We start from the raw sequence: 21,513 nt of genomic DNA on the forward strand, positions 1-21,513 counted from the left end.
ACCATTAATTTTGTTTTTATCTTGCAGAGAATTCAAAATAATTTGGAACGAGTATGAACAAACAATTAAATGTCCAAATAGAGAAATTTATTTTTAACGATTTCGAGCAAAACACTTACCTCGTTTACGATGAACAATCTAATGAGGCAATAATCATAGATCCGGGGAATTCAAATGCATTTGAAGATGATGAACTTGAAAGATTTATAAAAGAAAGAAATTTAAGATTGACTAAGATCCTGAATACTCACGGTCATATTGATCATATCTTTGGAATAGCATTTCTTAAAGAACATTTTAATCCTCAATTCTACTTTCCTTCGCCAGATTTACCTTTACTTTTAAATGTCAAATTACAATCTGAAATGATTGGAATTCCAGCACCAAAAGTTATTCAACCAGATTATGATCTTCATCAATTTCAATCAATTAAATTAAACAATTTTGAAATTGAAGTGATTAAAACTCCTGGTCATTCTCCAGGTGGAACGTGTTTATTTATTAAAGAACTTAAAAAAATATTTACGGGCGATACTATTTTTCTCGAAAGTATTGGAAGAACAGATTTGTGGGGCGGTGATTTAGAACAATTAATTCAATCTATCAGATCCAAAATCTTTACTCTGGATGATGATGTTGAAATTCTTCCTGGTCATGGGCCAACAACAACGATTGGACATGAGCGGAAATACAATCCATTTCTAAAATAAACCGAGGTCGACAATGCAAGATAAAATCAATGAATTAAAATTAAAGAATAAAATTGCCGAAGAAGGTGGTGGAAAAGATAAAATCGAACAGCAACATAAAAAGGGAAAATTAACAGCACGTGAACGTCTTGAAATTTTACTGGATCCCGACTCTTTTGTAGAGTTAGATAAATTTGTCGTTCATCAATGCAATGACTTTGGAATGGCTAATCAAAAAATCTATGGTGATGGTGTTGTAACAGGTTTTGGTAAAATTAATGGGAGAGATGTTGCTGTTTTCAGTCAGGATTTTACTGTTTTCGGTGGAAGTTTATCTGAGATGCATGCAAAAAAAATTTGCAAGATTATGGATATGGCAATGAAACTCGGTATACCAGTTATCGGATTAAATGATTCAGGTGGTGCAAGAATTCAAGAAGGTGTTTCAAGTTTAGGAGGTTATGCAGAAATTTTTTTAAGAAACACTTTGGCTTCTGGGCTAATTCCGCAAATTTCGGCAGTACTCGGTCCTTGCGCTGGTGGTGCTGTTTATTCCCCAGCGATTACAGATTTTATTTTTATCGTACGGAATACTTCATATATGTTTGTAACTGGACCTAATGTTGTCAAGACTGTAACCCATGAAGATGTAACTTTCGAAGAGCTCGGTGGGGCAGATACCCATGCAACTAAATCTGGAGTAGTTCATTTCGTTTATGATAACGAATACGATTGCTTAATGAATATTCGAAAATTGATGGAATTTATTCCACAAAATTGTGATGAAGATCCTCCAGTATTAGAATACGATGAACCTGAAAAAGAAATTCCTGAGCTTAACACGATTATTCCTGATAATCCAAACCAGCCTTATGATATGAAAGAAATTATCAAACTAATTGTCGACCATAATGAATTTTTTGAAGTTCAGGAATCATTTGCACAAAATATAATCGTAGGATTTGCCAGGCTTAGAGGAAGATCAGTCGGTATTGTAGCCAATCAACCGGCAGTTCTTGCTGGAGTTCTGGATATTAATTCATCAATTAAAGCGGCAAGATTTGTTAGGTTTTGTGATGCTTTTAATATTCCGTTAATTGTGTTTGTTGATGTTCCTGGTTTTATGCCTGGAACTGATCAAGAATGGGGTGGAATAATTCGAAATGGAGCAAAGCTGCTTTATGCATTTTGTGAAGCAACCGTGCCTAAAATTACTGTAATAACTCGTAAAGCTTATGGTGGTGCTTATGATGTTATGAATTCAAAGCATATTCGGGGAGATTTTAATTTTGCCTGGCCAAGTGCCGAGATAGCTGTAATGGGTCCAAAAGGTGCGGTTGAGATTATTTTTAAGAAAGAAATTCAATCTTCTGAGAATCAAGAAGAAGAATTAAATAAAAAACTCCAACAATATATTGAAAAATTCGCCAATCCTTACGTTGCAGCTGAAAAAGGTTATGTTGATGAAGTTATTTTTCCAGATCAAACCAGACAGAAATTGATAAAAGCTTTAGAAATTACAAGAACTAAAGTCGATAAAAATCCCCGGAAAAAACACGGAAACATTCCATTATAAAATTGTAATTGTAGTAAAAACAAAGACTTATAGTATTTATTTCAAAAAAATCTTGACATTTTATTCTTACTGACTTAAATTCAAGTCAAATAATTCAAATAAAGCGAACAGATCAAAAACTCTGAGAGGATGATGAATAAAAAAATACTTTTAATCGCCCTATTTCCATTTTTATTTTTTTCTTGTACGACTAATCCTACAATTCAGAAAAAAGAATTTGTTACTGCAGAAGTACCAAAAGAAGAGCCAAAAATTGATATCATAGAAACTTTATTAGAACAAATAAGACAGTCTTACATCAAGGCTATTAAATATGAAGAAGATAAACAGAATCTAAGTGCATTAAAAGAATATGAAAATGCAGTTGAGTTACTAAATCGAGTAAGTGAATATCCGGGAATTGAAAATTTTCCTGATTATATTGACCTAGAAAGAACAGTTATTGAAGACTACCAAAAATTAATCGATCGAGTTGATGAACTGCCGTCAGATATTTCATTATCAAGTTTACAAGAGTGGTTAAGTAAACGAATTAGCACCTTTAAGCATCCAAAATTTGAAACTCCTAAAACTGTCCAAATTCAAAATGTACCGATTGAAGTTAATTCTTACGTCCAGTCATTTATTGATTTCTTTACTGATAGAGGCAGAGGTATAACAGAAAGATGGCTTTCTCGTTCAGGTCGATATTTCCCGATGATGAGACGAATTTTTAACGAAGAAGGAGTGCCCGAAGAATTAATTTATTTAAGTGTGATTGAAAGTGGTCTAAACCCAAATGCAATTTCATGGGCTAAAGCAGTCGGATTGTGGCAATTTATTAAAGGCACAGGTAGACTTTACGGATTAGAAACAAATTTCTGGATTGATGAAAGAAGAGATCCCGAAAAATCTACTCGTGCTGCTGCAAGACATCTAAGAGATTTATATCAATCTTTAGGCGACTGGTACTTGGCTCTTGCTGCCTACAATGCAGGTGAAGGAAGAATCAGACGAGCAATAACTCGACTGGGTTCAAACAACTATTGGGAAATTATTAATTCTCTGCCTCGAGAAACCAGAGGCTATGTCCCACAATATCTCGCAATTACAATCATATTCTCTGATCCAGCCAAGTATGGTTTTACTAATATTCAATACGAAGAACCTTATGAGTATGAAACTTTTCTGGTTAAAGATCCATTTGATTTAAATGCACTTGCAAAAGCTGCAGGAGTTGACTATGATATTTTGCGCAATCTTAATGCTGAGCTAATTCAGGAATGTGTGCCTCCAAATTTTCCCGATGGTTATCCTCTTAAACTTCCAAAAGGTAATTATGTAAAAAATCTTGCTTACAACTACGATCAAATTCCACCATCGGCTAAAAAATCTTTTGTTTTTCACAGAGTAAAAAGAGGAGAGACATTAGCAACTATCGCAAGACTTTATGGGACTACTGCTGATGCAATTGCCGATGCTAATAATGTATCTAAAAGAATAAGATTAAAAAGAAATGCTCTTCTAAAGATACCGGTTCCCTATAATGACAAAAATCTTTCTTTCAACTATCCAAATTTTGAGGATGAAACCGAAGAATTTGATGAAGATTTGGCTGAAGAAAATCAATCCGAACAAGCAAATGGTAATGAAATTACAAACAATTTAAATGATCAAACTCAAAATACTGATGAAGTTACGATTAACAATAAAAACAACCTGTTGACGTACAATGTTGACGGCAAAAGCCCGGTGAAATACGATGTTCGTGTTGGTGATAATCTGACCAAAATAGCAGAAACATTCAATACAAGAATTACTGACATTCGTATCTGGAATGATATTCCTTTCGATAGAAAGATATCCGTTGGAGATACTTTAATTATTTATGTCCCAAATGAGAAATATCATTATTACAAACAATTAGCCAGTTATTCACCCATTGAGCAGGAGACAATTAAACGAGTTGCAGATATCAGCAATAATTCGATTGAGGTGAAGAAAAGGCAAATTTATCATACAGTTAAAAGAGGAGAAAGCTTAACTCTCATTGCAAATAGATACAATGTATCCGTTTCTGACTTAAAGGAATGGAATAATTTAAGATCATCTTATTTGAGGATTGGTCAACGATTAAAGATATTAAGCACAGGAGAAAAAGCCCAGTTTGCTTCAATTAATAAAGTACAACAAGATTTTTATATTGTTCGTCGTGGTGAAACTTTGAGCGATATTTCAAGAAAATTTAGAATATCGATAAGTGATTTGAAGGAATGGAATAACTTAAAAGGCGACAGAGTTATCGCTGGACAGCGAATTATTATCTCACCGGACGTTGATAAAGTTTCTAAAGGTGACAGGATTTCCAAAAAGAGAGTTTACCACACCGTAAAGCCAGGAGAAACTCTTATTTCTATTGCAAAGAAGTACAGAATGAGTGTTGCTGAATTGAAGAGAATTAATAATATTCGCACAAATAAAATTAAAGTTGGACAAAAAATTTTAGTGTCCAGTCGTTAATTGAAAAGCTGACATCTACAGACCGTTGGGGGTGCTTATAAGTCAATTGACTTATAGGCTGAGATTATACCCCTGAACCTGATCTGGGTAATGCCAGCGTAGGGAAACGGTCGCCTCCTTTAATTGGAGGTGACCGTTGTTAATAAACCGGTAACCAAAAATTAAAGGAGGAAAAAATGAAACGCTTTATTCTTTTTCTCGCCCTTATTCTCTCGCCAATCATCTCTTTTTCACAAACTGTCAGTGGTTTTGTTTATGATAAATCTACATTAAAACCGCTGGACTATGCAAATGTCTATCTGCCCGAGTTAAAAATCGGAGTAGCGTCAAATAAAAATGGTTACTTCGAGATTAACTTGACTAATATTTCAATTCCAGAAAGATTTTTAATTAGAATCTCCTATGTCGGGTACAAGACTATTTCACAAATCTTAACGAAGAATGATCTGAATAAATCTCTTAAATTTTATCTTGAACAGGATATTTTATCTTCTCAAACAATTTTAGTGACTTCTTCGGTAGGTAGAGAAAGGTTACTTCCCATAACTTACAGCAATGTTTCAAAAGTCGAAATTGAAAAAAGATTTACTATTCAGGACTTCCCTCAATTCTTATCGGAGTTTCCTTCAGTAATTAGTTATTCTGAAAATGGAAATGGACTTGGATATAATTATATGAGCATTCGTGGATTTGATCAACGAAGAATTTCAGTCACGATAAATGGAATTCCTCAAAATGATCCAGAAGATCATAATGTTTACTGGATAGATTTTCCTGATTTACTCGAGGATGTTAATAACATTCAGATTCAAAGAGGAGTTAGTAGTAATTTAATTGGTTCGCCTGCAATCGGAGGTTCAATCAATATTATTACATCACCTTTTACTCAAAAAAGAGAAATTAAACTCACATCGGGTTTTGGTTCATTTAATACTCGAAAATTGAAGTTGTCATTTAATTCCGGATTAATTGATAACTACGCTTTATACGCACGAGTGAGTAAAATAAATTCTTCGGGTTATCGGGAAAATTCGTGGGTCGATTTTTTCAGCTACTTTGTCAGTTTTATTAGATACGATGAGAATATGACTAATCAACTAAATATCTTCGGCGCACCAATTGCAGATGGACTTGCTTATACTGGACTTCCAAAGTGGACAATTTCAGATAAAACTGAAAGAAAGAAAAATTATTCCTACTGGGAAGATGCAAATGGACAATATACTTATGTTACTCCAAGAAGAGTAAACGAGATAGAAAACTTTAATCAACCTCATATTGAACTTTTAAGTGAATTTAAAATTCAAGAAAATTTGAAATTTAATAGTGCACTTTTTGCTTATTGGGGTAAAGGATTTTTTGATTATGATGGCTCTTGGGCTGATACTTCTTACTTTAGAATGACTTATGAAAATGGTTTTGCATCAACTCCCAATCTTTCCAATGCTTTAATTCGAGCTTATGTGGATAATACTCATTTTGGTTGGATCCCAAGACTGCAATTAAATTCTTCATTAGGTGACTTTATCGTTGGATTAGAATTGAGAAGACACCGCTCATTGCACTGGGGAAGTGTTTGGTATGCTCAAGGGTTGCCAGCTGGTCCGGATCAAACTTGGAGATATTATGAATATAAAGGTGCAAAAGATGTATTTGGTGGCTTTATTTTCTATCAACGAAACATCCTGACTAATTTGAAAATAAATTTAGAAAGTCAGTTAGTTTATAACCGAACCCGCCTTTATGATGAGAAATTTGTAGGAACTGACTTCACGGTCAACAACTTATTCTTAAATCCCAAAATTGGTTTTGTTTATGATTTAAATCCAAATACGAGCTTTTATGGTTATGTTGCAAATGTTTCGAGAGAACCAAGACTTAAAAATTATTACGATGCCGCTGAATCAAGTGGTGGTGAGGTCCCGCAATTTGAGTTAGATGCAAATGGTAATTACGATTTTTCTAAGCCTTTAGTTAAAAATGAAAATCTTACAAATGTTGAGTTTGGCTTTTCAAAAAAATCAAATCTTTATTCGTTTAATGTTAATCTCTTTTATATGTATTTCAAAGATGAAATTATAAAACGAGGAATGGTGGATAGATTTGGGCAGCCCAAAACTGGTAACGCAGATCGAACCACTCACACCGGAATTGAATTTTCAGGTGAGCTTAGACCAATTCAAAATGTTTCTTTGAATCTGAATTTATCTTATATGAAAAATATTGTGAACAAAGGATTTATTTACATGAAATACCGAGACCCAATTACTAACCAGAGGAAAGTTGCTCAAATTGATCTAGCTGGATTTAGAATTCCAAACTCACCAGAATTGATCGGTAATTTACGATTAACCTACGATGATGATAAATTGTTTGCAAGTTTAACTGCAAATTATGTGGGTAAACAGTTCACTGATAATTTTGACAATAAACTTAACGAACTGCTGACGAAGTATCCAAGAATGGTAAATTATAAGGACAATATTGTTCCAGATTATTTTGTTGTGAATTTTGATGCAAGATATAAATTAGAAGTTCCTTATCTGGGTAAGGTGACTTTATTTGGGCGAATTAACAATTTATTCAATCGATTATATGCTGCTTATGGAATTGGTAATGAATTTTTCCCTGCTGCCGAAAGAAACTTCTTTGGTGGAATTGAATTAAGTCTATAAGGATATTTAAAATTTATTGAAGAGTTGTCCATCTTTTATGGGCAACTCTTTTTTATTTGTATAGTTTGATTCCGTCCTTAAAATGAATGCATTTTATTAATTCAAAAAAGATTATGAAAGTTTATCATAAAAATTGAGCCTCATTATAAGTTTTAATAGAAGTATGGATAAAAGTTGATTCAAATTTTAACAACAATAAAAATTTTTTATTTTGTGAGAGAAACGCACGAATCAATATGACTGAAAATGATAAAATTTTATATGGATTTGGAGAGGTTCAGAAAATAGTAGCTGTTCAGCAGATCGCTTATGATAAAATGAGACTTTATATCCGAAATGAGGATAACCTTAATTTTATTGACAGAAAATTTTATCCATTCTTTTTTGCCTCGAGTGATTCTATTCTTACCAATTTCAATAGTAAGTACTGGAAAAAACGTTTGGAAGGTGATGGTTATTATAAATTTATATACGCTTTTGAAAGCTGGTCTGATATGTTCAGAGCTCTAAAGTCGATTGCCAGACAACTCAATTACCAAAAAACATCATTCACAGATTTAAAAGAAATTTATTTAAGATTTGAACCAATTACTCAATTTTTGCTTCAAAGCGGCGAGACTCTCTTCAAAGGAATGAAATTCGAAGATCTAAACATTCTTGCAATCAAAACTTTAATTGTCACCGATAAAAATGTGAAATTAAAATACAAAGATCAGTTCATCGCCTTTGGTGTGGCTGATAATAAAGGAACTGTAAAAATTTTTCATCAACAAGAGGGTAAAGTCTCTGAAAAAGATTTGTTAATCAGTTTGATTCAAATTATAGAGGAGAAAAATCCAGATATTATAATTGGTTACAATTTAACAGAAGATATTGCATTACTTGATGCAAGATGCAAACTTCACAGAATTGAATTCAAGATTGGGCGGGATAATTCTGAACCATTAATTGACTTAAATAATAAAATTCAGGTTGGGGATAAACAAGTTTCCGATGTAATAATATCTGGAAGACACTTCGTTGATCTGCTTGCTATGATTTCTCATTCCGACTCAATTCGAAGGGAGGTGGATGATTTTTCGCAGGCGAATGTAATGAAATATTACGGGATTAAGGAGAAATCGGAAGTTACTTTGGACGATAAAGAGCTTTTTAATTTTATTGAGGATAAAAAAATTCACAGTGTCATCACTAAAAAACTTGAGAACGATTTGAAAGAGATATTGCAATTGTCTGAAATTTTACTGCCCCCATATTTTTATCAAGCTCAATTTGTTCCAATGAACTTTAATCAAATTATCAAGACTGGAGTTTCGTTAAAGATTGAATTGTTAATGGTCAGAGAATATTTAAGAAAAAGGCATTCACTACCATCACCTGAACCAGTGCAAGCAATCTCAGGTGGTTATACTGATGTATTTCATCGTGGAGTTTTTGAAAATATTATTCACGCTGATGTTGAATCACTTTATCCTTCGATAATAATTTCAAATAAAATCAAACCAGCTTCAGATAGACTTGGTGTATTTCTAAAACTTATCACAATCCTGACAAAAGAAAGATTGAAATTAAAACGACTTAAAGAAACTACGGATGATCAAAAGCTTAAAAGGCATTACGATTCGATGCAAGCCTCATATAAAATTTTAATTAATTCCTTTTATGGTTACTTAGGTTACTTTAAAGGACTCTTTAATGATTATGAGAAAGCAAATGAAGTTACTCAAAAAGGGCAAGAGTTATTGAAAAAATTGATTAATGAATTTCAAAAAAGAAATTGTATCATTATAGAAGTTGATACCGACGGTTTGTATTTATCTCCTCAAAAAAAGTTGACAGAAGATGAAGAAAGAAAATTAATTGAAGAGGTTAATGAAACTATCCCTGAAGGAATAAATTTATCTTACGGTGGAAGATATGCACGAATGTTAAGTTACAAGAAGAAGAATTATGCACTCCTTACTTATGATAACCAATTGATCATAAAGGGAAGCGCTTTAATTTCTAAAAGCTTTGAAAATTATGCATTAAAATTTATGAGACAGTGTATTGAATGTATTTTAACTGATAAACTTGAAATGATACCTAAAATTTATCATAAATTAAGATCAGACATAGTTAATTATGAGATTGATATAAACGATTTAGCAAAAACTGAAATACTACACGAAACTTATGAGGAATATGAAGCTGCTGTAAGAAGTGGAAAAAGACAGAGAAGTGCTGCTTATGAATTGGCAATTAAATACTATGGAGATAAATATTATCCTGGGATGAAAATTTCTTACTACATTACTGGTGAAGAACCCAATGTAAAAATTTTAGAAAAGTGTGAGCTTGTAGATTTTTATAATCCAAAATTTCCAAATGTTAGTCGGGAATATTATTTGAAAAAACTTGAGGAATATGTTTCGCGATTTGAAGTATTTTTTAGCAAAGAAGATTTCGAGGCGCTGTTCCCAAAAGTAGATTTTAATGCATTGTTTCAAAAAAATATGAACATTACTTTTGAAACTAAACCAAAGGTAATTAACACACAAATATCGGAGTTCGATTGAAAAAGTCATCTGCTAATGTTGCAATAATTTTTATTGTAGTTTTAATTGATTTAATAGGCTTTGGAATTATTATTCCAATTCTTCCAAGATATAGTGAAACACACTTTGGTGCTAATGAACTTCAGATTGGAATTCTAATCGCATCTTTCTCCTTTTTTCAATTTCTCTTCTCACCAGTTCTGGGAAAGATTAGTGACCGAATTGGAAGAAAACCTGTGATTTCATTTGCGATGATTATTTCATCTTTAAGTTATTTAATATTTGCATTTGCCCCAAACTACTGGATTGCTTTGCTCTCTCGTTCGATTGCTGGAATTGGTGGTGGAAGCATCTCCGCTGCTCAAGCATACATCGCAGATGTTACAGATAAATCTGAAAGAACTAAAGGTATGGGAATAATAGGAACAGCGTTTGGACTTGGTTTTGTATTGGGACCATTTATTGGCGGGATGCTTTCAAGTTATGGTTACATTGTTCCCAATTTATCCGCGTCAGCTTTTTCATTTTTTGCATTTATTATTACACAACTATTTCTGATAGAATCATTAAAATCTAAATCAAATTTTACTTTAAACTTTGAAGATCTATCTAAGTCATTAAAAATTTCAAGATACAGTAAAGTTTTTTCAAGTGATTTTAGTGGTAAGTTTACATTGATTTTTTTCCTGGTTACTTTTTCTATCTCTAATACTTATGGAGTAATTCCAATTTTTGCATATAGATATTTACACTTTTCTGACCGAGAAATTGGTTATGTTTATGCTGTGATTGGAATAATTGGAGTAATTTTTCAAGGCTATTTAATCGGCAAATTGACCAAAATCTTTGGTGAGCGAAGATTGTTATTATCTGGAATTTTAATGCTCGCTGCTGGACTTGCTTTTATACCAATTTCTATTTCGAACATATTTTTAATCTGGTTATTTATAATTTTAATGTCCATAGGACTCGCCTTTATTAACCCGACAATACTTAGTTTAATTTCAAAGTTAACTTCGCCAGAAAGGCAGGGTGAATTTCTCGGCATAAATCAATCAATGGGATCACTTGGGAGAGTTCTGGGACCTGTTTGGGGTGGATTTGCGTTTAATATTGTCGGTTATCAATATCCATTCTGGACAGCAAGTATTTTTACTTTATTATCTTTATATCTTGCAATACAAAATTTTAGAAAAATTAACTTGAAAAAATCAGAGATATTATCTCAATATGGAATTCAAATTAGGTAATATTGTTTTGAATAAACCGCTTATGCTTGCACCAATGGAAGATGTGACTGATCCATCTTTCCGAATTATTTGTAAAAGATTGGGAGCTGATTTTGTCTTTACAGAATTTGTAAACTCAGAAGGATTGAGAAGAGGCAATGAAAAAACCAAAAAAAAATTAAAGTTATTTGACGAAGAAAGACCTGCTGGAATTCAAATTTATGGCTCTGACATCGAGGCAATGGTAGATGCAGCAAAAATAGCAGAAGAAGAAAATCCAGATGTAATAGATATAAATGCAGGTTGCTGGGTAAAAAATGTCGTTGGGCATGGCGCAGGAGCTGCATTATTAAAAGATTTAGATTACCTTGAAAAAATTGTTCGCGCAATTGTTAAATCTGTTTCCAAACCAGTTACAATAAAAACCAGACTTGGTTGGGATTTTGACTCGATTAAGATAGTTGAAGTTGCAAAACTTGTTGAAGATTGCGGTGTAAAGATGATAACAATTCATTGTCGAACAAGATCACAGGCTCACAAAAGTGAGCCAGATTGGTCGTGGATTCCGAAAGTTAAAGAAGTTGTCTCAATTCCTGTTATTTTAAATGGTGGAGTAATGACTCCCGAAGATGCAAAAAGAGCTTTTAATGAAACTGGTTGTGATGGTGTAATGATTGCTCGCGGGGCAATTAACAATCCATTTATTTTCAAACAGACCAAACAATTTTTAGAGACGGGATTTTATGATGAGATTTCGCTTGAAGAAAGAATTAAAATTTTGATTGATCACCTCAAACTAGCGGTTGAATTAAAAGGAGAAAGAACAGGTGTAATTGAATTTCGAAAACATTACTCTGGTTACTTAAAAGGATTTTATAATTCCGCAAAGTTGCGAGCTGAATTGATGCAGTTTTATACTTTGGACGAAGTAGTCAATCATATTTACAGATATCTGGAAGAAGAGAGAAAACATCAAACCGAAAAAATTTTGTGAGCAAATTGAACAGACAAAAACTGGCTCGCATAATTTCAGATATATTCATTCCACCTACATTTTCATTCTTTATGAGCATTTATCTTCCTATAATTTTAACAGAAGGGAAGAAACAATTTCTCGTAAATTTTTTGGTAATGTTTTTATCCACAGTTTTTTTACCGATTTTATATTTTATTTACAAAAGAAGGAAAGGAGAAATTATAAATCGAGATGCTGTAATTAAAGAAGAAAGAACAGATGTTTATCGCTTTGGACTTATTTTGTTTTCCCTTGCATATATTTTTGTTGTGATAATAAAAGCAAATATTTTTATCCAGATTTATTTTTTGAATTACACACTAAGCACACTCGGTGTTTTACTGATTAATAAAAAATTCAAAATTTCAATACACTCGATGACGCCGGCAGGTGTCTCAGCTTTACTATTATTCATCGATCCACTTCTGGCATCATTTGTTTTAATTATTATGTTTTTAGTGATGTGGTCAAGGCTCGAGTTGAAAGTCCATACTTTAAAGGAAGTTTTATCTGGAATGATATATGGTTTTTCTGTAACTTTATTTGTAACAATTTTGGTTCTAGCCTATGCAACTTAAAGATGCCCTTGATATACTGGAAGAAATAACTTTTTACCTTGAATTAAAAGGAGAAAATGTTTTTAAGATTAATGCGTTTAACAGTGCGATAAGGAATTTATCTCGATTTGATGTATCTCTGCAGGAAGCATTTGATAAAGGAATAATTCAGAATACAAAAGGTGTGGGCAAAACTATTCAGGGAATTTTAAACGAAATTTTAGAGAAAAATGAATCGTCATTGTTGAATGAATTACGGGCAGAGTTTCCCGCTGAAATTTATTCTTTGACTAAAATAAGGGGACTTGGTGCGAAAAAAATTAAAAAACTTTATGATGAATTAAATATCACATCAATTCAGGAACTTGAGCAGGCATGTATTGAAAATAAACTTTTGAAAATTCCAGGTTTTGGTGAAAAAACGCAGAGCTCCATTCTGGAAAACATCAATAAACTTAAAACTACAAAAGGAAAATTACTTTTACATCACGCTGATTCTATTTATGAAGAGATTGCAAAAGAAATAAAGAAGTCATACAAGGGTGAATTTAGTTCAACAGGTAATTTAAGGCTCAGGTCTCGAATAATTCCAAAAATTGAAATATTAATCATTAAAGATTCAAATAATAAAAAGTTGATTGATAGTTTTTCATGCGATGAGCTTGAAAAAAATATTTACGGTGGCACTTATAAAGACGCATCGGTCAATTTTGTTTTTGTAGATGAAGATAATTTTTATCTCGAATTATTCAAGACGACTGGACCTGAACATTTCTTAAAGAGAGTTAATCTTAATGAACTTAAAGCCAGTGCATTCAAAAGTGAAGTAGAAATTTTTGAAAAACTTAATTTACCTTACATCCCGCCACAGGCAAGAGAAAATAAAGATCTTGAATTAAAAAATTATGATTTCCCAAATTTACGCGATCTAAAAGGTCTCATTCATATCCATTCAAATTATTCTGATGGCTCAAATTCAATAAAAGAAGTTTTAGAATATGCTGAAAAGAAAAATTATGAATATGTATTGTTATGCGACCATTCAAAATCTGCGTTTTATGCAAATGGACTTGATGAAATTAGACTGCGAGAACAATGGAAAGAAATTGATGAACTTAATTCAAAATCAAAAAAAGTTAAAATCTTAAAAGGCATCGAATGTGATATTTTACCCGATGGTTCACTCGACTTTGATGATTCTATTCTAAAACAATTCGATTGCGTTATAGCCTCGGTTCATTCTAAGTTTAAGATGACTGAAGCAGAGATGACCAAACGAATTTCAATTGCGCTTAAAAACAAGTATGTCAAAATTCTGGGGCATCCTACTGGAAGACTTTTGCTTTCGAGGGATCCTTATCCTGTAGATTTAAATGAAATTATCAATGTTGCGGCAAACGAGGGTAAATCAATTGAATTGAATTGTAATCCTCATCGACTTGATCTTGATTGGGAATATCATCAAAAAGCAATTTCGAAAGGAATTAAAATTACAATCTCCCCTGATGCACATTCATTTGAGGATATGGAATATGTTCGATATGGAATTGATATGGCAATAAAAGGCGGACTTGAAAAGAAAGATATTGTAAATTGTTTATCATTAAATCAATTCTTAAAGGATTTCTGTCAGAAATAGAGGAGTCAAAATGGATCTAAAGAATTATTTTCGAATCGTTCCCGACTTTCCCAAAAAAGGAATTAACTTTATAGACATAACTACTTTGTTGAAAGACAAAATTGCATTTAATGAGGCGCTGGAACAACTTTATTCGCAAGTTTCGCAACTTCAAGTTGACAAGGTTGTCGCCATTGAAGCACGTGGATTTATATTTGGTTCTTTACTCGCTCATAAATTAAATGCTGGTTTCGTTCCTGTTAGAAAACCCGGTAAACTTCCAGCCGAGAAAATTTCAGAAACATATTTTCTTGAATATGGAACAGATACTCTTGAGATACACAAAGATGCAATTAAACCCGGCGAGAAAGTTCTAATTCACGATGATTTGTTAGCAACTGGAGGAACCGTCGATGCAGTCTGCAAAATGGTTGAGAGACTGGGTGGAGAGGTGGTAGGAATACTTTTCCTGGTCGAGTTGAGCTTCTTAAATGGAAGAGAAAAATTAAGTAAGTATAATGTTCATTCAATAGTAAAGTTTGAAAGTGAATAATATTCAGCCGAAAAAATGGAAAAATCTTAAACTCGAGTTTAATTTTAGTTCAACTTTTTTTAAAATGCACTTAAAAAATAGTGCAAAATGTACGTAGAGAGGGAATTAGCTAATTTTTTTAATGAATTAATCAAACATTTCTCACTGATCGCTCTTGTTGGTCCAAGACAGGCAGGTAAAACCACATTTCTTAAAAACAGAGCAGTTGAAAAATTAGACTATCTTTTATTTGATGATGTTGACATTAAGAGGATTTTTGATGAAGATATTAAGTCATTCGAAAGACAATTTTTGAGTAAAGATCGGATCGCAATTTTAGATGAAATCCAAGTTGTTGATGAACCGGGAAGAAAGCTTAAGTATCTAGTTGATACTGGTTACAGGTTATGGATAACTTCTTCGTCTGAAATTATTTTAAGTCAAAAGGTTTTATCATACCTTGTTGGTCGTGTAACTATTCAACGATTATTCCCATTTAATTTATTTGAATTTCTGAGTGCAAAGAAAATACAAATCCAGGATCAAATTCTAATAAATCGTGAATTAAAGGACCATATTAAATTTGGAGGATATCCAAAGGTCGTCTTAACAGATCTAATTGAAATCAAAAAAACAATCTTAAGAGATTTACTTGAGACAATTGTACTAAAAGATATTGCTTTTAATTTTTCGATTAATGATATCTTAACCCTTCAAAAAATGATCGAGTATCTCGCAGCAAATGTATGCTCCATTCTAAATTATGGTTCAATTAATCAAGCTTTAAAAATTTCTTTTCCAACCATTAAAAAATATCTTGATGCACTCGAGAAAAGTTATATCATTTATTCAGTACGACCGTTTTTTACAAATAAAAACAAAGAACTCTCAAAACAACCAAAAATCTATTTCCTTGATAATGGGATACTAAATCAAACTTTAAAAGACTATGAAATAAATGGATTAAAATTTGAAAATTACATTTTTACTGAAATACTCAAAGCAGGATTTCATCCGAAATACTGGAGGAATAAACATAAGAATGAAGTTGATTTTGTAATCGAGAAAGGCAAACAAAAAATTCCAATTGAAGTTAAACTTTCCTTTCATAATAAGATTGAATCGGGTTTAAAAATTTTTATAAATGAGTATCAACCTCAAATTGCATTTATTGTTATACTTGAAGGTGAAGAGAAAGATATTGAACTTAATGGTTGTAAAATAAAAGTTCGTTTTGTAAACAATTTTCTTAACGAGATTAAAGTAAAACAAATTAATGAGGCTTAAAATGAAAGTTAAATTTACATTACTTATTGTTTTATGTTCTTTTAATTTGACTTTCGCACAATTTTTCAATTCCAATCAACCTTTTGCTCATACATATTCAATCGTTGCGAGAGATGAAAATACAGGTGAATTGGGAGTTGCTGTTCAATCACATTGGTTCTCTGTAGGTTCAATTGTTTCCTGGGCTGAAGCAGGTGTAGGGGCAATTGCAACTCAATCATTTGTTAATGTCTCATTCGGTCCAGAAGGACTTCGATTGCTTAAAGAAGGTAAGAATGCTGAAGAAGTTTTGAATGAATTAATTTCAAAAGATGAAGGAAGAGATTTCCGTCAACTTGCAATTATAGATGTAAATGGAAATGTAGCAGCCTTTACAGGTAAATCCTGTATTGAATTTGCATCACATAGGATTGGAAAAAATTATTCTGTTCAGGCTAATATGATGCTTACAGATCGAGTTGTTAATGCAATGGCAGAAGCTTTTGAAAAATCGACAGGTCCGCTTGCAGAAAGACTAATTGAAGCATTGAAAGCTGCTGAAAAAGAAGGCGGAGATATTCGCGGCAGGCAATCAGCTGCGTTGCTGGTTGTTAGAGGTAAATCAACTGGAAAAATCTGGGAAGATAGACTGATTGACTTAAGGGTAGAAGATCATGCACAGCCTGTGGAGGAAATTGAAAGATTATTAAAAGTTTATCGAGCCTATGAACATATGAACAATGGTGATTTAGCAGTTGAAAAAGGTGACGATAAAAAAGCATTGGAAGAATACGGAAGTGCTGAAAATCTTTTGCCTCAAAATCTTGAAATCAAATACTGGGTTGCAGTTTCTTTTGCTAATCTCGGAAAACTTGATCAAGCACTTCCAAGATTTAAGTTTGTATTCGAACGAGATAAGAACTGGATTGAATTGACAAAAAGAATAGTTAAGAATGGTTTATTAAAAGTGGGTGAGAATGAATTAAAACAAATTTTGGAAGTAGTAGAAATTAAACGCTGAATTTCTTGTTATATATTTCATTTAAAATGAAAAAGCAGAGAGATCAATTTATTTTGAACTCTCTGCTTTTAGTTTTAAAATTTGTTAGTTGATCAATTTAATAATAAGAGCGAATTCTTCGTCTGTATTTTATCAATTCTTTTGTAAGTTTTTGGATTACCTTTTTGAGTCATATTTACTGTTAGTTCAAAAGTTACATCAGTCGTTGAATTACGGACACATTTTTTATCGAGATCATAATAAATTTTTCCGTAACCAGTTGCTTTTGGCTTTGCAAACTTGTAAGTAATATTTCCTTCGGTATGATCTGTCTTCCCTGCTGATTCAATACTCAATGTTCCAAGAATTTCTACGAGTTTATTACCATTGGATTCAAAGAATCTTGAGACTTTATATTTAGCAGTGTTCTGAATTTCAAAAACAGATAATTGAAGTGGGTAAGTTTGCTGCCAGGTTGAATCGACATTCACGCTGTTTTCAGGAAATTCACGGAAGACTTGTTGAATTATGGGCCTTAATAATCCAAGTTTTATGTCATTTTTTATTGCTTCTCTTTCTTCGAGTGTTGGTTTCCTTTGAGCATTTTGGAGAAGTTTTTCAACTATTGAGTCAAAACGATAAACATCAAGTACCTCACCAATTGGTGATAATCTAACTGAAAACTCGCCGTTTAGAAGTAAGTCGAAATTTTTGGCAATTTGTTTTTGAAGACTATCTGTTGGTGGATTTTCTGAATCATATTGAAGTTTTTCGCCATTGCTTGAAGAACCAGTTGCTTTGATTTTTTCACATAAAAAGTCGAGTTCAAGATTTCCGTTATCTTCTTTGTTTTTCACATTAACTTTGAAATAATAATCAACAGTTTGTTCAAAATAACCGGTAATTGTTGAGTCAAGTTGAAGTGTTTGAGTGTTTTTGCTGTAGTTTGTCAGACGAAATCTCAAGACAGAATTTTTCTTCAAATCATATTTGAGATATACATTCTCCTGAACCTGAATTGGTTTAATATTGGTTGTGTCCACAACTGCGGCAGTTTCAGGAGCCTCAGCTTTTTTCTCTTCCTTTTTACATCCAAATACGGTAAGAGAAATTAAAACAAAAAATAAAATTAATTTTTTCATAGTTCCTCTCTAATTATATAAAAGATATTTATTTCTTACTTGCTTGAATTGATTTAGTTTATCTTGATAATAACTTACAATATTTTCATAATTTGCTCCGGAATTCAAAAGCTCTGTAATCTTTTCATCACCAACGAGTAAATTCATACGTCTTTCATTTATTTTAAATTGCTCGGGATAAAGTCTTTTCAATGTTGAAATAAAAGCTAATCCAAATTGAACGGGATAAAAACTTTCAGTGTCTTTAATTCTTACTAAAATTCCATTGCAGGTTTCGTTTTTATATTTTGGATTAATGCTCATTCCTGATATATCCACAGGTACAAATTGAACTGGTTGAATTTCAACAGAATTAAAATCTAATTTTTTTAATTCTTGAGTTAGTTTTTCATTGTCAATAAAAGGAGCTCCGATTTGTAGAAATGGTAAATAAGTGCCTCTGCCTTCTGAAACATTTGTTGCTTCAAATAAACAAGTTCCAGGATAGACAAGTGCTCCTTCAAGATTAACAATATTGGGGGAAGGTTTAGTCCAATTCAGACCAGTCTTGTCAAATAATTGATCTCTTGTCCAGTTATCCATTTTTAAGATAGTTAAATCCGCCTTGATGCCTTTATCTTTTTCAATTAAATCATTGAAATAAAGTGCAAGTTCACCGATGGTCATTCCATGTTGAATTGGAAGGGGAGCTATTCCGACGAAAGATTTTAATTCGTTTTTTAAAATTGGTCCGTCAACTTTTTCACCTCCAATTGGATTTGGCCGATCGCAAACGATGAATTTAATATTGTTTTCAGCAGCGGCTTCGAGGCACAGGTAAAGAGTTGAGATATATGTATAAAATCTGGCTCCAACATCCTGGATATCATAAATCAAAATATCAATTCCTTTAAGCATTTCGGGAGTTGGTTTATTGATTTTACCATATAGCGAATAAACCGGAATTCCCGTTTTCTCATCAATTGAACTTTCAATTTTTTCACCTGCTGGGGCATCACCTCTGAAGCCATGTTCAGGACCAAATGCAGCGATAATGTTTACTTTTTTTGTTCTAAAAAGAAAATCAATTAGATGTTCACCGTTTTCTAAAACACTCGTATGATTTGCAATTATTCCAATATTCTTGCCCTCGATTAAATAAAAATATTCATTAATAAGTTTATCGTTACCAAGTCGTACTTTTGATTGGTCAAAGTTCAAGAAAAAAACGAGAAGAAAAATTGTGATTAGGAATTCTCTCATTTTGATTTCCAAAATTTATATAGTGTCCATGCTGAAATTGACATTCCATCCCAGATTTTATTTTCTTTAATCAACTTATCAATTTCATCTTCAGATATAAAGTGAATTACAAATTCTTCGGTTTCATCTGGAGTTGAATCAATTTTTTTAAGGTCTTCGGTGAAAAAAACAGAACATAATTCATCAGCAACTCCATTATAAGGAGAGAAGAAACCGATTTTAATCAGATTGTCTGATGTAAAACCGGTCTCTTCTTCAAGTTCTTTTCTGGCATTTGAAACTTCATCAAGTCCTTCTTCAATAGAGCCACAAGGAAATTCTATGCTGAACATATCATTCAAATAACGATACTGCTCAACTAAAATGAATTTGTCGTTCATTTTTGGAATTATCATTGTTGATCCTTCAGTGTGGACATAGTGATATTCGTTTATTTTTCCGTTCCCAGCATCAAAAGTATCCAGGCAATATGTCCAGTACTTATTCTTAAATAGGACCTTTGATGAAATTTTCTGCCAGCGTTTCAATTTATTATCCTAAAAGTTCGTGTCTTGAGAAAAAGTGATTTATTTCTTTTACAGCGTTTTCAGGAGAATCGCTTCCATGAACGATATTTTCCTGAATGCTTGTTGCGTAAAGTTTTCTAATTGTTCCTTCTTCAGCTTTTGCTGGGTCAGTTGCACCAATTAATTTTCTGAAATCCTCAACAGCATTTTCTTTTTCCAAAACCATTGGAACGCAAAAACCAGAAGTCATATATTCAATTAAATCGTTAAAGAAGGGTCTTTCTTTATGGACTTCATAGAAGCCGCGTGCACTTTCTTTAGATAGTCGAATCATTTTCATTCCAATGATTTTAAATCCCGCAGCTTCAATTTTTTCAATTACTTTACCAATTAAATTACGTTGAACGCAATCTGGTTTGAGAATAGCTAATGTTCTTTCCAATTTTCACTCCTCATTTTTTTGTTTTTGATTTAGCCTTTTTGGTTTTACCAGTTAATTTCTTTATTGAAGATTTTTTAGATTTATTCACACTAACTTTCTTTGATTTCACTTTTTCTAAAACCTTCTTAACAGTAATACCAATGTCAGCAGGACTTTCGACTACAGTTATTCCAGCTTTTCGCATTACTTCCATCTTTTCAGCAGCAGTTCCTTTTCCGCCGGAAATTATTGCACCAGCGTGTCCCATTCGTCTTCCGGGAGGTGCTGTTCTTCCTGCGATAAATCCAATCACTGGTTTCTTCACGTATTTCTTTATGTAAGCTGCAGCTTCTTCTTCGGCAGTTCCTCCAATTTCTCCGATCATTACAATCGCTTCAGTATTTTTATCTTCATTAAACAATTTTATGATATCAATAAAGCGTGAACCAATAACAGGATCACCACCGATACCAACGCAAGTTGACTGACCAATTCCAAGATCTGTTAACTGTTTGACTGCTTCGTAAGTTAATGTTCCACTGCGCGAAACAATTCCGACTTTACCTTTTTTATGAATAAAGCCAGGCATAATTCCAACTTTACACTCGCCTGGTGAAATGACGCCGGGACAGTTTGGTCCGATCAAACGAACATCCATATCTTTTATTACATCATAAACTTTAATCATATCTTTTGCTGGAATTCCTTCTGTGATACAAACAATGACTTTTATTCCAGCGAATGCTGCTTCCAATATTGCATCAGGTGCAAATTGTGGCGGAACAAAAATAACAGAAGTGTCTGCACCGGTTTTTTTAACGGCTTCTTCAACTGTATTGAAAATGGGGACACCATTGAAAGTCATTCCGCCTTTGCCCGGAACAACTCCAGCTACAACATTTGTCCCGTATTCAATCATTTGTGTTGTGTGGAAAGAGCCTTCACTTCCAGTAATTCCTTGAACAAGAACTTTTGATTTTTTATTTACAAGTATGCTCATAATTTATCC

General features: G+C 32.7%; 17 protein-coding genes and 1 riboswitch. Of the genes, 12 read left to right on the forward strand and 5 right to left on the reverse strand.

Annotated features, from left to right (window positions below; translation table 11 throughout):
* Positions 1-53 precede the first annotated feature (53 nt).
* The 12 genes from HPY57_10200 to HPY57_10255 all read left to right on the forward strand — a co-directional run bounded on the left by HPY57_10200 (position 54) and on the right by HPY57_10255 (position 17,214).
* The gene (locus HPY57_10200; GenBank protein ID NPV12151.1) at positions 54-710 is read left to right on the forward strand and encodes an MBL fold metallo-hydrolase; all 657 of its coding nucleotides are present in this window, start codon (positions 54-56) and stop codon (positions 708-710) included.
* Positions 711-723: 13 nt separating this feature from the next.
* Positions 724-2,265, forward strand: coding sequence for an acyl-CoA carboxylase subunit beta (locus HPY57_10205; GenBank protein NPV12152.1), 1,542 nt, complete (start codon positions 724-726; stop codon positions 2,263-2,265).
* A 132-nt stretch (positions 2,266-2,397) separates the two neighbouring features.
* A complete protein-coding gene (locus HPY57_10210; protein ID NPV12153.1) occupies positions 2,398-4,764 on the forward strand; it encodes a LysM peptidoglycan-binding domain-containing protein in 2,367 nt (788 codons plus the stop codon).
* 17 nt (positions 4,765-4,781) lie between these two features.
* Positions 4,782-4,886: riboswitch (TPP riboswitch) on the forward strand.
* A 54-nt stretch (positions 4,887-4,940) separates the two neighbouring features.
* Positions 4,941-7,439, forward strand: a complete 2,499-nt coding sequence (locus tag HPY57_10215) for a TonB-dependent receptor (GenBank protein ID NPV12154.1) — start codon at positions 4,941-4,943, stop codon at positions 7,437-7,439.
* A gap of 236 nt (positions 7,440-7,675) precedes the next feature.
* Positions 7,676-9,997, forward strand: a complete 2,322-nt coding sequence (locus HPY57_10220) for a hypothetical protein (GenBank protein NPV12155.1) — start codon at positions 7,676-7,678, stop codon at positions 9,995-9,997.
* Positions 9,994-11,226, forward strand: a complete 1,233-nt coding sequence (locus HPY57_10225) for an MFS transporter (GenBank protein ID NPV12156.1) — start codon at positions 9,994-9,996, stop codon at positions 11,224-11,226. Before HPY57_10220 ends, HPY57_10225 begins: the two co-directional genes overlap by 4 nt.
* The gene (gene dusB, locus HPY57_10230) at positions 11,207-12,199 is read left to right on the forward strand and encodes a tRNA dihydrouridine synthase DusB (GenBank protein NPV12157.1); all 993 of its coding nucleotides are present in this window, start codon (positions 11,207-11,209) and stop codon (positions 12,197-12,199) included. The genes HPY57_10225 and dusB overlap by 20 nt, the downstream gene beginning before the upstream one ends.
* Positions 12,200-12,204: 5 nt before the next feature.
* Positions 12,205-12,798 (forward strand): phosphatase PAP2 family protein, encoded by a 594-nt coding sequence (locus HPY57_10235; protein ID NPV12158.1) that lies wholly within the window; start codon positions 12,205-12,207, stop codon positions 12,796-12,798.
* On the forward strand, positions 12,788-14,416 hold the full coding sequence (gene polX, locus HPY57_10240) for a DNA polymerase/3'-5' exonuclease PolX (protein NPV12159.1): 1,629 nt from the start codon (positions 12,788-12,790) through the stop codon (positions 14,414-14,416). The genes HPY57_10235 and polX overlap by 11 nt, the downstream gene beginning before the upstream one ends.
* A gap of 10 nt (positions 14,417-14,426) precedes the next feature.
* Positions 14,427-14,948, forward strand: a complete 522-nt coding sequence (locus HPY57_10245; protein NPV12160.1) for an adenine phosphoribosyltransferase — start codon at positions 14,427-14,429, stop codon at positions 14,946-14,948.
* A gap of 87 nt (positions 14,949-15,035) precedes the next feature.
* On the forward strand, positions 15,036-16,214 hold the full coding sequence (locus HPY57_10250) for an ATP-binding protein (GenBank protein ID NPV12161.1): 1,179 nt from the start codon (positions 15,036-15,038) through the stop codon (positions 16,212-16,214).
* 1 nt (position 16,215) lies between these two features.
* Positions 16,216-17,214: a DUF1028 domain-containing protein gene (locus tag HPY57_10255; protein ID NPV12162.1), complete on the forward strand. Its 999-nt coding sequence runs from the start codon at positions 16,216-16,218 to the stop codon at positions 17,212-17,214.
* A 92-nt stretch (positions 17,215-17,306) separates the two neighbouring features.
* Here the strand turns inward: HPY57_10255 and HPY57_10260 are convergent, their stop codons facing one another.
* From HPY57_10260 to sucD, 5 genes are read right to left on the reverse strand one after another with little or no spacing between them, the layout of a single operon-like run.
* Positions 17,307-18,335, reverse strand: a complete 1,029-nt coding sequence (locus tag HPY57_10260) for a hypothetical protein (GenBank protein NPV12163.1) — start codon at positions 18,333-18,335, stop codon at positions 17,307-17,309.
* A 9-nt stretch (positions 18,336-18,344) separates the two neighbouring features.
* On the reverse strand, positions 18,345-19,577 hold the full coding sequence (locus tag HPY57_10265; protein ID NPV12164.1) for a DUF1343 domain-containing protein: 1,233 nt from the start codon (positions 19,575-19,577) through the stop codon (positions 18,345-18,347).
* Complete coding sequence (locus tag HPY57_10270) at positions 19,574-20,104, reverse strand: NUDIX hydrolase (GenBank protein ID NPV12165.1); 531 nt, start codon at positions 20,102-20,104, stop codon at positions 19,574-19,576. Before HPY57_10270 ends, HPY57_10265 begins: the two co-directional genes overlap by 4 nt.
* Positions 20,105-20,108: 4 nt before the next feature.
* On the reverse strand, positions 20,109-20,525 hold the full coding sequence (gene ndk / locus HPY57_10275; protein NPV12166.1) for a nucleoside-diphosphate kinase: 417 nt from the start codon (positions 20,523-20,525) through the stop codon (positions 20,109-20,111).
* A 10-nt stretch (positions 20,526-20,535) separates the two neighbouring features.
* Positions 20,536-21,504 (reverse strand): succinate--CoA ligase subunit alpha, encoded by a 969-nt coding sequence (gene sucD / locus HPY57_10280; protein NPV12167.1) that lies wholly within the window; start codon positions 21,502-21,504, stop codon positions 20,536-20,538.
* Positions 21,505-21,513: the final 9 nt, after the last annotated feature.

This window comes from Ignavibacteria bacterium (genome assembly GCA_013177855.1).
Classification (GTDB): Bacteria; Bacteroidota; Ignavibacteria; order Ch128b; family Ch128b; genus Ch128b.

Coding starts and splice junctions, on each gene's coding strand:
- HPY57_10205 (NPV12152.1), top strand. CDS start 724: ATGCAAGATAAAATCAATGAATTAAAATTAAAGAATAAAATTGCCGAA.
- HPY57_10250 (NPV12161.1), top strand. CDS start 15,036: ATGTACGTAGAGAGGGAATTAGCTAATTTTTTTAATGAATTAATCAAA.
- HPY57_10260 (NPV12163.1), bottom strand. CDS start 18,335: ATGAAAAAATTAATTTTATTTTTTGTTTTAATTTCTCTTACCGTATTT.
- dusB (NPV12157.1), top strand. CDS start 11,207: ATGGAATTCAAATTAGGTAATATTGTTTTGAATAAACCGCTTATGCTT.
- HPY57_10245 (NPV12160.1), top strand. CDS start 14,427: ATGGATCTAAAGAATTATTTTCGAATCGTTCCCGACTTTCCCAAAAAA.
- HPY57_10200 (NPV12151.1), top strand. CDS start 54: ATGAACAAACAATTAAATGTCCAAATAGAGAAATTTATTTTTAACGAT.
- HPY57_10215 (NPV12154.1), top strand. CDS start 4,941: ATGAAACGCTTTATTCTTTTTCTCGCCCTTATTCTCTCGCCAATCATC.
- sucD (NPV12167.1), bottom strand. CDS start 21,504: ATGAGCATACTTGTAAATAAAAAATCAAAAGTTCTTGTTCAAGGAATT.
- polX (NPV12159.1), top strand. CDS start 12,788: ATGCAACTTAAAGATGCCCTTGATATACTGGAAGAAATAACTTTTTAC.
- HPY57_10255 (NPV12162.1), top strand. CDS start 16,216: ATGAAAGTTAAATTTACATTACTTATTGTTTTATGTTCTTTTAATTTG.
- HPY57_10220 (NPV12155.1), top strand. CDS start 7,676: ATGACTGAAAATGATAAAATTTTATATGGATTTGGAGAGGTTCAGAAA.
- HPY57_10265 (NPV12164.1), bottom strand. CDS start 19,577: ATGAGAGAATTCCTAATCACAATTTTTCTTCTCGTTTTTTTCTTGAAC.
- HPY57_10210 (NPV12153.1), top strand. CDS start 2,398: ATGAATAAAAAAATACTTTTAATCGCCCTATTTCCATTTTTATTTTTT.